The 13,326-nt window shown below is 68.1% G+C and carries 13 protein-coding genes and 1 pseudogene; 5 read left to right on the top strand and 9 right to left on the bottom strand.

Annotation, left to right across the window (positions count from 1 at the left end):
* Positions 1–66: 66 nt before the first annotated feature.
* Together hemG and hemE are read right to left on the bottom strand one after the other, a co-directional pair.
* Entirely contained in the window at positions 67–1,635 is a 1,569-nt protein-coding gene (gene hemG / locus AL755_RS16905) for a protoporphyrinogen oxidase (protein ID WP_082369376.1), read from the bottom strand.
* 31 nt (positions 1,636–1,666) lie between these two features.
* Positions 1,667–2,727 (bottom strand): annotated as a pseudogene (hemE, locus tag AL755_RS16910) (uroporphyrinogen decarboxylase).
* A 164-nt stretch (positions 2,728–2,891) separates the two neighbouring features.
* Between hemE and AL755_RS16915 the strand changes: the two are divergent.
* A complete protein-coding gene (locus AL755_RS16915; RefSeq protein WP_054013148.1) occupies positions 2,892–4,235 on the top strand; it encodes a glutamyl-tRNA reductase in 1,344 nt (447 codons plus the stop codon).
* Positions 4,236–4,280: 45 nt separating this feature from the next.
* Here the strand turns inward: AL755_RS16915 and AL755_RS22545 are convergent, their stop codons facing one another.
* The 3 genes from AL755_RS22545 to moeB all read right to left on the bottom strand — a co-directional run bounded on the left by AL755_RS22545 (position 4,281) and on the right by moeB (position 7,811).
* Complete coding sequence (locus AL755_RS22545; protein WP_082369377.1) at positions 4,281–5,477, bottom strand: D-alanyl-D-alanine carboxypeptidase family protein; 1,197 nt, start codon at positions 5,475–5,477, stop codon at positions 4,281–4,283.
* Positions 5,478–5,584: 107 nt separating this feature from the next.
* Positions 5,585–6,571, bottom strand: a complete 987-nt coding sequence (locus tag AL755_RS16925; RefSeq protein ID WP_237762524.1) for an SDR family NAD(P)-dependent oxidoreductase — start codon at positions 6,569–6,571, stop codon at positions 5,585–5,587.
* A 43-nt stretch (positions 6,572–6,614) separates the two neighbouring features.
* Positions 6,615–7,811, bottom strand: a complete 1,197-nt coding sequence (moeB, locus tag AL755_RS16930; RefSeq protein WP_054011996.1) for a molybdopterin-synthase adenylyltransferase MoeB — start codon at positions 7,809–7,811, stop codon at positions 6,615–6,617.
* A gap of 110 nt (positions 7,812–7,921) precedes the next feature.
* Here moeB and AL755_RS16935 point away from each other — a divergent pair, with 110 nt between their 5' ends.
* From AL755_RS16935 to AL755_RS16950, 4 genes are all read left to right on the top strand, one after another.
* Positions 7,922–8,560 carry a TetR/AcrR family transcriptional regulator gene (locus tag AL755_RS16935; RefSeq protein ID WP_054011997.1) on the top strand — a complete coding sequence of 213 codons (639 nt, stop codon included), beginning with the start codon at positions 7,922–7,924 and terminating at the stop codon, positions 8,558–8,560.
* A gap of 65 nt (positions 8,561–8,625) precedes the next feature.
* Positions 8,626–8,850, top strand: a complete 225-nt coding sequence (locus AL755_RS16940) for a DUF3107 domain-containing protein (protein WP_054011998.1) — start codon at positions 8,626–8,628, stop codon at positions 8,848–8,850.
* Positions 8,851–8,901: 51 nt separating this feature from the next.
* Positions 8,902–9,207: a hypothetical protein gene (locus tag AL755_RS16945; protein ID WP_054011999.1), complete on the top strand. Its 306-nt coding sequence runs from the start codon at positions 8,902–8,904 to the stop codon at positions 9,205–9,207.
* A 34-nt stretch (positions 9,208–9,241) separates the two neighbouring features.
* Entirely contained in the window at positions 9,242–10,111 is an 870-nt protein-coding gene (locus tag AL755_RS16950; RefSeq protein ID WP_082369378.1) for a LysM peptidoglycan-binding domain-containing protein, read from the top strand.
* A gap of 94 nt (positions 10,112–10,205) precedes the next feature.
* Here the strand turns inward: AL755_RS16950 and AL755_RS16955 are convergent, their stop codons facing one another.
* Genes AL755_RS16955 through thiO form a run of 4 tightly spaced genes read right to left on the bottom strand, consistent with a single transcriptional unit; the run spans position 10,206 to position 13,218 of the window.
* Complete coding sequence (locus AL755_RS16955; protein ID WP_054012001.1) at positions 10,206–10,865, bottom strand: 4a-hydroxytetrahydrobiopterin dehydratase; 660 nt, start codon at positions 10,863–10,865, stop codon at positions 10,206–10,208.
* A gap of 23 nt (positions 10,866–10,888) precedes the next feature.
* A complete protein-coding gene (locus AL755_RS16960) occupies positions 10,889–11,698 on the bottom strand; it encodes a thiazole synthase (protein ID WP_054012002.1) in 810 nt (269 codons plus the stop codon).
* A gap of 39 nt (positions 11,699–11,737) precedes the next feature.
* Positions 11,738–11,977, bottom strand: a complete 240-nt coding sequence (thiS, locus tag AL755_RS16965; protein WP_054012003.1) for a sulfur carrier protein ThiS — start codon at positions 11,975–11,977, stop codon at positions 11,738–11,740.
* Positions 11,974–13,218 (bottom strand): glycine oxidase ThiO, encoded by a 1,245-nt coding sequence (thiO, locus tag AL755_RS16970; protein WP_054012004.1) that lies wholly within the window; start codon positions 13,216–13,218, stop codon positions 11,974–11,976. The genes thiS and thiO overlap by 4 nt, the downstream gene beginning before the upstream one ends.
* Positions 13,219–13,326 lie beyond the last annotated feature (108 nt).

Consider the following 13,326-nt stretch of genomic DNA (forward strand, 5'->3'; position numbering starts at 1 on the left):
GTCTGCACCCATGGGCCCCGAAACCTAAAACCGAACTTCTCTACGTTACGTAGAAAGTGAGGAAGGTCACGCCGCCGGCGGTGCGCCCGTGACGGCCGCGATTTGCCGCCGCGTTCCGGCCACGACGGCGGCCAGTCCGTTGCCCGAGAGCCAACCGCCCGTGAGCACCAGTCCTTCGCGGGCATCGGCCAGTTCCTGGATCTGTGCCACCTTGGCCAGATGTCCGACGGCGGCAAACGGCAGTGCGCCGCGCCAGCGGACGACGTCGGCGCCCACCAAATCGGCGTCCGTGACGGACACCCCGAGCAGCGTGGTGGCATCGGCGAGCGCCGTGGCGATCAAGTCGGCGTCCGTGACGACGCGGGCGGTCAGCCGCACTGCGTCCGCGGCGGCAATCCCGGCCTTCCCGTAGGAAAGCCGCAGCACATGAGTGCCGGGGCCGGTGGATTCCGCGAGCCACTCCCACTTGGCCGTGGCGTGGGTGAGCGCCTTGGCGGTGATCCCCTCGCTTTGCGGGGCCACCAGGATCCCGGTGCCGCGGGGTTTGGAATCGAGTTCGGGGACGTCCACCACGAGGGTGACGAGGCGGATGTCCGGACCGGGCGCCGGGGCGTGGGGCAGCAGCCCGGGCAGTTCGGCGGCCAGGAGCTTCACGGCCGTCGGGCCGTCGGTGGCAACCACCAGCAGCTCCGCCGTCGTGGTGCCGGGGGTGTTGCCAGAATCGGTGCCGGCGCTCCAGTCGATGCTCCAGCGCCCGGCCGCACCGGAAACCTCGCCAGCCGCCTCGTTGGTTGCCTCGTTGGCGGCCTCGCCGCGGACGGCGGTCACGGTGTGGCCGGCGTGCAGTGCCACACCGGATTCCCGCAGTTGCGCCACGAGTGCCGTGACGAGGGTGTGCATGCCCCCGCGCAGGCCGCCCACGGCGGATCCGGGCTTACTGCCGCCGGCCCGCTGGGCTGCCACGGCGGCGGCGAGGGAACCGTGCTTGCGGATGCCGGCCCGCAGCCCTGGCGCCACCATGTCCACGTCCAGGACTTCGGGGTCCGCCGAATGGATGCCGCCCACCACGGGGGCCACAAGCCGTTCCAGGACGCGGCGGCCCATGCGGGCGCGCACCAGATCGGCCACGCTGGAGACCGCCTCGGTGGTGCCGACGGTTGCGGGCATCGTGGCGTCAAGGGCCGCCCGCAGGATCCCGGACGTCCCCAACGCCTCACGCACCTCGGGTGCGTGCAGGTCGGCGGGTATCCCCAGGACCCCCGTGCGCGGCAGCGGAACGGGGCCGCCGGGCAGCCACACCCAGGCGCCTGACGGGTCCGGGGTGGTGATGTTTTCCGCCAGGCCAAGTTCGGCGGCGAGGTCGGCCACGGCGGTGCTGCGGGTGGCGAACGATTCCGCCCCGCTGTCCAGCACCACCCCGGCCACCTCGTGAACCCCCACGCAGCCGCCCCAGCTGGCGGCGGCGTCGTACACGTCCACCCGGTAGCCGGCGGCCGCGAGGTCCTTCGCTGCCACCAGTCCGGACACGCCGCCGCCCACCACCACGGCGCGCCGGGGGGCGGCGCCGTCGTTAGCGGCAGCGGGCGTGCCGGCCGGTGCTGTGGCAGGTACGGCGGGGGGCTTGGCCTGGGGCATGGTTCTCCTACGCTGGCATTCGGTTCGGGGCTTAGGGTGCGATCGAGTGGATGAGCTCCACCAGGCGCGTCAGCACGGCCGGGTCGGTTTCCGGCGGGACTCCGTGGCCAAGGTTGAGAACGTGGCCGGGGGCTGCGGAGCCGGCGGCGATGACCTCACGGACGTGCGCCTCCAACACGGGCCACGGGGCGTTCAGCAGTGCGGGGTCGATGTTTCCCTGCAGCGGCACGCGCCCGCCCAGCCGGCGGTTGGCCTCATCCAGCGGCAGGCGGTAGTCAACGCCCATGACGTCCACGCCCACCTCGAGCATGGCGCCGAGCAGTTCCGAGGTACCGGTGCCGAAGTGGATCAGCGGCACGCCCAGGTCCCGCACGTGGTCAAGGGCCCGGGCCGACGCCGGCGCCACGTGGGCGGTGTAGTCGTCCAGGCCCAGCGATCCCGCCCAGGAGTCGAACAGTTGGGCTGCGCTGGCACCGGCCTCGATCTGGGCGCGCAGGAACTTCCCGGACGCGTCCGCGGCCCAGTCCATGAGGGCCTTCCAGACCTCGGGGTCGGCGTGCATCATGGTGCGCGGGCCCAGGTGGTCGCGGGAGGGGCGGCCCTCCACCATGTAGGCGGCCACCGTGAACGGGGCTCCGGCAAAGCCGATCAGGGGGTGCTGCCCAGCTCGGCCACGGTGAGCGCCACGGCTTCACGGATGGGCTCAAGGGCGGCGTCGGTGAGCTCGGGGAGGTTCGCCACGTCCTCGGCGGTGCGGATGGGCTTTTCCAGTACGGGGCCCACGCCCGGAACGATGTCGACGCCCACGCCGGCCAGCTTGAGCGGGATCACGATGTCGGAGAAGAAGATCGCGGCGTCCACGTCGTGGCGGCGCACCGGCTGCAGGGTGATTTCCGCGGCCATGGCGGGCTTGAGGCACGATTCGAGCATGGTGGTTCCCACCCGCAGCTCACGGTATTCCGGCAGGGAGCGGCCGGCCTGGCGCATGAACCAGACGGGGCGCCGGGCGGGTTTGCCGCCGCGGTAAGCGGTGATGAGCGGGGAATTGGCGGTGCGGCCATCCATCAGGGGGTGGTTTGGGCTCAGAGTCATGGCACCACCCTACATTTGGAATCCTTGAGGATTTTGTGCACAAGCTGTCGCCAATACAGAGCCCGGACCGGCAGGCCAGGGTAGTGAGCATCACAAGTCTTTGGTGACAGATTAGGGCACCCTGTCCCTAAACCCACATGTTTAAGGTCTACCATTATGAAATTGTGGTTCTCTTTTCCTTAGTTGCCTCGCACTCAAACCTTGACCTCGAAACCGTTGCCCGCCTCAGCGCCGGAGCGTCCGAGGTCAGTGTCGACGTCATTTCCGGTGACAACGACGTGGTCGGACTGGTCACGCTGGCCACCTGCAACCGCTATGAGCTCTACGCCCAGGCCCGCAGCGCCGACGACGTCGAATCGGCCCGCAGCACCCTCATTGCCGCGGTCAGCGGACGCACGGGCCTGAGCGAGCAGCAGGTCTCCGCAGCACTTGCCACCCAACAAGGAATGGCAGTCCCCCGCCACCTTTTCGCCGTCAGCACGGGCCTGGAATCCGCCGTGGTGGGCGAACGTGAAATTGCCGGCCAGGTGCGCCGCGCCCTCAGCTCCGCCCAGGACGCCGGGGTCAGCACCCCCGCCCTGGTGCGCTTGTTCCAGGCGGCCTCCAAGACCGCAAAGGACGTCGGAGCACAAACCGCCCTGGGCCGGCGCGGCATGTCGATCGTGTCCGTGGCCCTCGATCTGGCCACCGACCTCCAGGACGTCCCCTCCCTGGCCGGCACCACCGCCGTGCTCTTTGGCACGGGCGCCTACGCCGGTGCGGCCATGGCCCAGCTGACCCAGCGCGGCTGCACCGACATCCGGGTGTATTCATCCTCGGGCCGGGCCGAAACGTTTGTCGCCTCGCGCGGCGGGACGGCCCTGAGCGACGACACCCTGCCCGGCGCACTGGCCGAGGCAACCCTGCTCATGGGCTGCAGCGGTTCCGACCGGCAGGTCACGGCGAACGATTTGGCGCAGGTGCGCCACGGAATTTCCACGCAATTGACGGTGATCGACCTGGCCCTGACCCACGACTTCGCCCCGGAAATCGCCGAACTGCCCAACGTCGACCTGCTCACGCTGGAAACGGTGCGCCAGGCCGCACCCTCCGAACAGGAATCCACCCTGTCGGAGGCCGCCGCCTTGGTGGCCGACGCCGCGGAAAGCTTCGAAAAGGCCCAAAACGCACGCTCCCTCGACCATGCCATTGTGGCCCTGCGCCGGCACACCATGGGCGTGCTGGACGACGAGATCGCGAAGATCCGCCAGCAGCACGGTTGCACGGCGGCCACGGCCGAGGTGGAGTTCGCCATGCGGCGCATGGTCAAGCAGCTCCTGCACGTCCCCACGGTACGGGCCAAGGAACTGGCCGCCGCCGGCGACGCCGCCAGCTACATGGCCGCCCTTGACGCCCTGTACGGGATCAAGGTCGAGCCCGCCGTGGTGGGTGCCGCGGCTGCGGCAACGCTGCAGGAACCCGCCGGCGAACTCACTGGCGAGCTCGACGCCGAGCCAAGCACCGCCTGATCGGGCCGTCCGCTTGCTTCGATGTCCGGCTGGTACCAATCCCCGCTAGTACCCCGGCGCGGCGGGCATCCCGAAGTATTGCTCCAGGGTGTGGAACCCCCTGTTGTGCATGTCGGCCGCGATCGTCAACCCCACGTAGCGCAGGTGCCACGGTTCGTAGCTGTACCCCGTGATGGCGGTATAGCCGTTGGTGTACCTGACGATGAAGCCGTACCGCCAGGCGTTGGCGGCCGCGTAGGCTCCGGCGGAGGTGTTCGCGAAGCAGGTCTGCAGGCCGCAGGCGCCGCTGGGGTTGCCAATGTCCATGGCCAGGCCTGTTTGGTGTTCGCTGAAGCCCGGCCGGGCCGAGATGGTGTCCGCGTAGGCCTGCCCGTAGGACGCCACATAGGAGTAGTACAGGTTGTACTGGGTCGAGTACGACCTGTACCCGCTCACCGTGGTGATGGGCACGCCGGCTGCGGCGCCGGCATTGATGAAGCGCGACATTGCCGCGGCCGCCTCACGCCGCATGAGCTGGCTGCCAACCCCCACCAGGTCCGGCGGGACCTGGTCGATCGGGACATTGGGCCGGCGTTTGTTGACGACGGCGGCGATGGTTCCGGCGTAGGGTGCCACGCTGGTTCCCTGGTACGTGTTCCAGCGGATGGTGCCGCCCAGGAACCTTTGCGTGCAGGTGATGTTGCCGGTTCCGGTGCAGGATTCGCCGCTTGCCGGGTATGACAACGGGCTCCGCTCATAGCCCATCTGCCCCCATTTGCCGCCAATGGCCCCTTTCACGACCTGGGACCCGGTTGCGGGCAGGTAGTAGATCTTCCCGCCCTGGAAGTTTTGGTAGCAGCCGCCGGACACCAGCCCGCACTGCGCGTCATTGGTGGGGTAACCCAGCAGGCCGGCCTCCCATTTGAGCGTGCCCCACCTGTCCCTGATGCCGCCGGTCACCGTATGCGCCCCGGTCGCCGGCGACCAGTAGATGGAGCCGTTCTTGAAGGACTGCAGGCAGCCGCCCCGGACCAGCCCGCACCGCATGGCTGCGATGGCAACGCCCAGATAGCTTCCGGCCCCGCCCAGCGACGCATACTTGGCGCCGACGGCACCGCTGGTGCCGGGAACGCCCGCGGCCACAACAGCGGGGGCGATTCCGGCCGGCGGCATGGACGCACCGGCTGGGAGGGCTGCACCCAACGGTGCCAGGGCAAGGGCTACAACGACAAACAACGATTTAGTCCACGATGAAAGTCTCATGAGGGTTCCTCACTGGTGTGTCCGCACGTTGCGGGCCACTAGTGATTTTAAGCCCGGCCCTCACCAGATTCAATGGAAAACACCAGCTTGGGGGCGCAGGGGCAGCGTCAGCCCAGTGCGTTCACGCCCGTCAGCTTGCCGGAGAGTTCCCACAGCCGGGCGGCGCTGTCGGGGTCGATCGCATGGGCGTCCACCCCGGCGAAGCGGGCCAGGGGCGACTCCGGATCCGTGGGCTGCGCAATGTCGCAGTCCTCGCAGTACACCCCGCCCATCCCGTCCAGCTCCGAGGACGTGGCGGCCCACACCGACGTCGCCGCGCCCTGCTCCGGGGTCTTGAAGCCCTCCCGGACCTTGCCGGATTCATCCATCCAGCCGGCTGCCACCATTTCCTCCCGCGGCAGGTGGCGCTGGAGTTCGGTCATGATCCCGCCCGGGTGGACGGCGAAGGCGCGCACCCCGTGGTCGCGGCCGCGGTTGTCCAGCTCCACCGCAAACAGGCTGTTGGCGGTTTTCGCCTGCCCGTAGGCCTGCCATTTGTCGTAGCCCTTGGTGAACTGGGGATCGTCGAAGTGGATGCCGGAGAGCTTGTGCCCCGTGGATGAAAGCGCCACCACCCGGGCGCCGCCGTCGGCCAGGGCCGGCCACAGCTGGTTGGCCAGGGTGAAGTGGCCCAGATGGTTGGTGGCGAACTGCGCCTCCCAACCGGGCCCCACCCGCGTTTCCGGGCAGGCCATGATGGCCGCGTTGTTGATCAGGATGTCCAGCCCGCGGCCGGCGTCCAGGTAGCCCTTCGCGAACGCCTTCACGCTTGCCTGGTCGCCCAGGTCCATGGCGCGCACATCCACCGACGCCAGGCCGGCGGCGGCGAGCACCTCACGGGCATGGCTTGGCCGGCGGGCAGGGACCGTCACGGCCACGCCGGCGTCGCTCAACGCCTTGACGGTTTCCAGGCCCAGGCCGGAGTAGCCGCCGGTCACGATGGCCGCGCAGCCGGCCAGGTCAACGCCGTCGAGGATCTGGGCGGCCGTGGTGTCGTGCCCAAAGCCCGAGTCAAGGGGTTGCTGGGGGGTGTGTTCTCGTGCCGTGTGCATCATGGTGGGAGCCTCTTCGTCGAGTGCGTAGTTCTTGGAGCGAAATTTACACCTGTCGGGAAGGAATGTCCCGAGCCGTCCACGCGTCGATGCCGCCGTCAAGATGGACGACGCCGGTGAAGCCTGCCGCCGTGAGGCTTGCCAGGGCCTGGGCCGAGCGGGCGCCGGACTTGCAGTGCAGCACCAGCGGCACGTCGCGCGGGATCGCCGCCAGGGCGGAGCCGTCCTTGATGCCGCCCACGGGAATCAGGATGGAGCCGGGGATCCTGGAAATTTCGTGTTCCAGCGGTTCGCGGACGTCGATCAGCACAAAGTTCTCCTCGCCGCGGTCCCGCCGGGCCAGGCGCTCGGCGAGCCGGTCCGCGGTGATGAGAGCGCCGTCGTTCTCGGGCGGCACGATCCCGCAGAAGAAGTCGTAGTCGATGAGTTCGGTGACGGGCACGGCCGCTGGGTCCTTGGCGATCCGGATTTCGCGCCAGCGTGAGGTGAGTGCGTCAAAGATCAGCAGCCGGCCCAGGAGCGTTTGGCCCGTGCCCGTGATCAGTTTGACGGCCTCGGTGACCATCATGGCGCCGATCGAGGCGCACAGCATGCCGAATACGCCGCCCTCGGCGCAGGACGGGACGGTGCCCGGCGCCGGCGGTTCGGGGTACAGATCGCGGTAGCTGGGGCCGTATTTGTCCCAAAAGACACTGACCTGGCCGTCAAAGCGCAGGATCGATCCCCACACATAGGGCTTGCCCAGCAGCGTGGCGGCGTCGTTGACCAGGTAACGGGTGGAGAAGTTGTCGGCACCGTCGAGGATCACGTCATAATCGGCGAAAAGTTCCAGGGCGTTGGACGCCTCCAGCCGCACCGGGTGCAGCACCACCGTGACGCCGGGGTTGATGGCGGCAATCGAGTCGCGGGCCGATTCGATCTTGCTCCGGCCAATATCCGCCACACCGTGGATCACCTGGCGTTGGAGGTTGCTCAGCTCCACGGTGTCGTCGTCGACGATGCCCAGCGTGCCGACGCCAGCGGCGGCCAGGTACAGCAGTGCAGGCGAGCCCAGGCCACCCGCACCGATCACCAGGACCTTGGCGTTGCGCAGCCTGCGCTGGCCCTCGATTCCGATCTCGGGAATGAGTGCGTGGCGCGAATACCGTTGAAGTTCCTCGGCGTCCAGGGGCGGGCCCGGCTCCACCAACGGGGGCAGACGGAGGGCGGGACTCTTGATGGAGGGCTGGATCAGGGAAACCATGTTTAACAATCTAGTCCCGCCTGACGGGCTTGGGTTATTACGCGACGCTAGAATGACAGGGAACCGGCCATGGGGTGATGATGGCCGGAGCTAAGAGAGAGGCACGCACCATGACGTTGGAAGCTCGCACCGGGGATCAACCCACACGCCGTGCCCCTCTAGCCCGATTGCCGAGGGACGAACGCCGGGCGCAATTGCTGGCGTCGGCCCTGGAAGTTTTTGTGACGAACGGCTACCACGGTGCCGCCATGGATGAGATTGCCGAGGCCGCCCGGGTCAGCAAGCCCGTGCTGTACCAGCACTTCCCCAGCAAGCGGGAACTGTACCTGGCCCTGCTGGACAGCCATCTGGCCAAGTTGACGGAGATGCTGCTGGCCGCACTGGGCTCGACGACGGACAACAAGTTGCGCGTCCAGGCCACCATGAAGGCCTATTTCCAGTTTGTGGCCAACGACGACCAGGCCCACCGGCTCGTGTTTGAATCCGATCTTGTCAACGATCCGGACGTGGCCGCCCGGTTGGAAAAGTTCAACTCCGAATACGCCAACGCCATTGCCGAGGTCATCGCAGAGGACACGAAACTGGCACCGTTGGAGGCCACCTTGCTGGGCCGCGCCCTGGCCGGCATGGCCCAGGTCAGTGCCCGTTATTGGCTTGAGGCCAACGGCGACCTGGACATCGAGGTGGCCAGCGAACTTGTCTACCGTTTAGCTTGGCGCGGAATTAGCCGGTTCCCCAAGGAATCCTGAGCGCCCTGCCCCTAGAGTGGGTGGACTGTACTTTCATTTTGCACGTTTGCACCGAGGAGACACCTGTGGAAATCAAGATCGGCATCCAGAACATCGGCCGTGAAATTGTCCTTGAATCCGAGCAAGGAGTGGACGAAATCGCGGCACAGGTTTCCGAGGCCCTGGCCAAGGGCACCGAGCTTCGTCTTAAAGATGAGAAGGGCCGCGTCATTATTGTTCCCGGCAGTGCCCTCGGGTACGTTGAACTGGGCGGCGAGAAGGCTCGCAGCGTGGGGTTTGCCGCACTCTAGGCGGCCCCGCCCCTAAGTTGTTTTTGAGTTCGTTGTAGAAGAGGGAAATTCATGGTCGCTGTGGTCATCGTTGCGTTGATAGCGGGAGCCCTGGGCGCAATTGCCTGGGCCGTTGACAAGTACCGCACCACCTTTGGCGCCCTGCTTCCCGCCGGCGCGGCCGTCACCGCGTCGCTCATCGTCTGGATGATCACCATGGCAGCCGGCCTCGGCTCCGCCTCCGCGACGGCGTGGATCCCCTGGATCCTCTCCATTGCGGTGGGCGGCGCCGTCGCCTGGGCCACGGCAGGTTTCATCGGCCGGGCCCGCCACGCGCACCAGCTGGAAAAGATCAACGCAATCCTGCACATGCACTAACTTTTGTGACGGCACGACAAATCTGGGGGCTGCCATGCGACGATCACTTGTGGGTGCACTGCTGGGGCTTGCCCTGCTGACCGCCTCGGCCTGCTCCCCCGCCGCTGACGGAATGCCGCCCACCGCAGAACCGGGCCCGCAATCAAGCAGCGCGACCGCCCCTTCAAGCATTCCGGCCAGCCCGGCCGCGCCAACTCCCACGGCCAGACCTGCCGCATCCCCGCTCAAGCCCATCCCGGGCGCCATGGGCACGGCCATCCTCAATGCCGCAGGCGTGCCTGAGCGCTACACGGCGGTGCAGGACGACACGGTGGACGGCATCGGTTACCGCTTTGGCATCACCACCGACGTGCTGGCCGAGGCGAACATGGTTCCGGATTTCGTCTCCGTTGGCAACAACTATTTCCTGCATCCCGGCGACGTGGTTGAACTGCTGGTCCGCCCCGTCGACGCCCGCTCGGGCAAGGGCGCCGTGGTCAATAATTCGGCCGGCCATCCGATCTTTTACACCAGCGTGCGGGGCGACAGCCTCGACAGCGTGGGCTACAAATTCCGGGTCAACAAGGCCGCCTTGTTGCGCTACAACCCGGACCTTTCTGGGAATGCAACCATTCCGCCGGGCAGCAAAATCAGCCTGATGCCCGGTGAGCTGAAGATTCACGGCGCCACGGGGACCTTCACCGTCGACGCAAAAGGCATCCCGTTGACGTACACCACGGCCGAAGGCGACATTGAAATGCAGATTGCCGGTCGCTTCAACCTCCAGATGGTGGAGCTGGCCGACGCCAACCGTCCGCACGACAACGCAACAGCCGAATGGTTTGACTTCACAGACCTGCCCAGCGGCACCCTTGCCGCCGGCCAAACCATCAGCCTCAACGGCGACCACCCCATCCTGAAATAGGCCTCCCGGCAAGTCCTGCGGCGTGTTCCACCCAAACGTTGCGCCACTTTGAAAGTGGCGCCGAGTTGGCCGTCAACTCCGTGCAGGAATCCGCTCAGGCCCCGTCGCGGCCCTCCTCGGTGCAGATGCACAGCCGGTTCCCCTGCGCGTCCGTGGCGATCACGAAGGCCGGCGCGTTGGCGTGGTCGAGGGTTGCCCCCGCCGCCTCCACCGCCGCAAGCACTCCCTGCGCCTCGCTGGCAGGCACGTGGATGTCGAAGTGGAAACGGTTCGGGTTGGGCGTCTGCGTTTCCTGGAACCAGATATTGGGCAGCCGGCCGGACGGGTCCAGCAAGTCATCCGACTCCCCCGCCTTGAAGCCCAGCGCCGCCGCCCACACGGGCGCAATGGCGGCGTAGTCGTCCGAGTCCAGGGCAATTTCGACGGCGCGCAACAACTCCGGGTGGGCCGTGGCACCGGCCCGGACGGCTGCCGCGGAGATGGCCGTGGCCAGGGCCGCATCGCGTGCCGTCACTTTTGAGCCGGCGTCGTGCGAGGTCAGCGTCACGAACAAGGTGTCGTAGCGCCAGTCCACGTCGGGGTGGTGGTTGGCCGCCTGGGCCATCGCCCCGATGGTGGCGAAGAGCTCCAGGGCCGCGGCCGACGTCGGGCATTTCAGTACCGCCGCCAAGCCGCCGAGGCGGTAGCGCCAGTGCGGCAGCGAGGCAAGCTCCGCGTCGATCTGTGCCCGGGTCAAGACGTCGTTCGCGGCCATGGCAGGCTCCCTTGCTGGTCTGTTTACAGGTCCGGGCGGCCCTCCATGGCGGAGGAGGCCAACGCGTGCCGGCGCTTGGGGATGCGGCCGCCCTGTGCTGCCAGTCTGCCACCGATCACGGCGTGTTTGAAGGCCTGCGCCATGCGGACGGGGTCCTGGGCGCGCGTCACGGCGGTGGCCAGCAACACGGCGTCGCAGCCAAGCTCCATGGCCAGCGCGGCGTCGGAGGCGGTGCCGATTCCGGCGTCGAGCACCACGGGGATGCCGGCGCGGGAGACGATCAGCTCGATGTTGTGCGGGTTCAGGATGCCCAGGCCCGTGCCGATGGGGGCGCCCAGCGGCATGACGGCCGCGGCGCCGAGCTGCTCCAGGCGCAGCGCCAATACGGGGTCGTCGTTCGTGTAGGCGAACACCTTGAAGCCGCGGTTGACCAGCTGTTCGGTCGCATCGACGAGTTCCACGGCGTCGGGCAGCAGGGTGTGCTCGTCGGCAATGACTTCCAGCTTCACCCAGTCCGTTTCCAGGGCTTCGCGGGCCAATTCGGCCGTCATGACGGCCTCGCGGGTCGTGAAGCAGCCGGCCGTGTTGGGCAGCACGCGGATGTTGTTTTCCACCAGCAGCTCAAACAGGTTGCTGCCGCCGTCGCCGGGTTGCCCGGCCCCGCCCACCGAGTAGCGGCGCATGGCCACAGTGGTCAGCTCGGTGCCGGACGCGGCCAGCGCTGCGCCCAGGCCGTCCAGGCTGGGGGCGCCGCCGGTGCCCATGATCAGCCGCGAGCCCAATGTCACGCCGTCGATCACGAGTGGGTCGTGGTCGGTGAGAATTTCAGTCATGATGGTCTTCTTTCGTGGAACGTGTGGGGTTTGGCGGGCCTAGCCGCCTTGGACGGCCGTGACGATTTCGACGTCGTCGCCGCCGGCCACCAGGGTCTGGGACCACTGGCTGCGCGGGACGATGTCGGCGTTGCGGGCCACGGCCACGCCGAGCCGTCCGCCGTCGGCGGGCTGGCCGGTGGCCAGGATGGACCGCCCGGTCACGGTGGTCACGAGGTCCGCCACGGTGGAGCCCTCGCTGAAGGGGTGGGCGGCTCCGTTGAGGGTCAGGGTGTTCATGGTGTCCTTCCGGGAACTGGGACTGCGGGTTTGGCTGATGAGAACCTGTCGGGGCGGAAGCCCTCCCAGGCCAGGTCGGTGATGTGGCCGATCAGCTGCCGGGTGATGTGGGCGGCGATGGGCGTGAGCAGCACGCCGTGCCGGAAGAATCCGGTGGCGATGATGAGTCCGGGGATGTCGCGCCCGGCGGAGTCGCCCAACCGCCCCAGCAGCGGGGCATTGTCGGGGGTGCCGGGGCGGGCACGGGCCGTGAATTCGAGCAGTTCGAGTTCGGCGACGGCGGGCACCAGGACCTGGGCGTCGCGCAGGAGCTGGTGCACTCCCCCGGCGCTGACCCCGGCCTGGCCGTCCTCGCGGCTCGTGGCGCCAATGACCACGGTGTTGTCGTTGCGCGGCACCAGGTAGACCGGCAGCCCGCGGACCAGGCCGCGGATCGTGGCGGTGGTCAGCGGGCGCAGGTGCTCGGGGACGCCCAGCCGCAGGATGTCCCCGTACACGGGGCGTACCGGCAATACGAGCCCGTCCGGCAATCCGCCCAGGGAAGGCGCGCCGAGTCCGTTGGCCACCACCACCTCGCGGGCATGGACCTCGCGGCCGTCCTCCAGCAGCACGCCCGTGACCCGCGAATGCGTATTGTCCGGGTCCTCGTGGAGCAGGCCGACGGCGGTGCGGCGGATGGACGTCTGCTCCTCGCGGAGCCTGCCCCGCTCGGCGGCCACCACGTTCAGCTGAACCCGGATGGCAGTGGCCACCCCGCGCGGATCCACCTGGTGGTCGGCCGCCACCAGGTAGGCGGCGGAAATCTGCGGGCCCACGAGGGGTTCGCGCTTCCGGGCTTCGCGGATGGAGAGCTGTTCCACGTCCAGTGCGTGCAGGAGCTGGACGTCCCGCAGGTCGGCCAGGGCCGCGCGGTCCGCGGCGTCGGCACCCAACACCAGGGTCGGCGTCGTGCGGAAACCTGTATCGGCATGGCCGGCTGCCACCAGGGGTGCCACGAATCCGGGCCAGCGCTGTGCCGACGCAAGGGTCAGCGCCAGCAATTCCTCTTCCTGGTAGTGGAGTTCGCTGACGGGGGCCAGCATGCCGGCGGCCGCGAACGTGGCGCCGGTGGCCGGGGCGGGGTCGATCACGGTGACGTTGTGGCCCGCCCGTTGGGCTTCCCAGGCGATGCCGAGGCCCACGATTCCGCCGCCAATGACGGCCACGTCGGTGGCAATAATTTCCAGCACGGTGCGCGCCATCAAGGACTCCTTCCCTACGCCGGTATGAGCCGGATCAGGTTCCACGCCCATTGGGGCGTCTTTCGGTCGGCGCATCAGGCGCCCTCTCAGCCAGCTTGCCTGGCTCCC

The organism is Arthrobacter sp. ERGS1:01 (genome assembly GCF_001281315.1).
GTDB lineage: Bacteria > Actinomycetota > Actinomycetes > Actinomycetales > Micrococcaceae > Specibacter.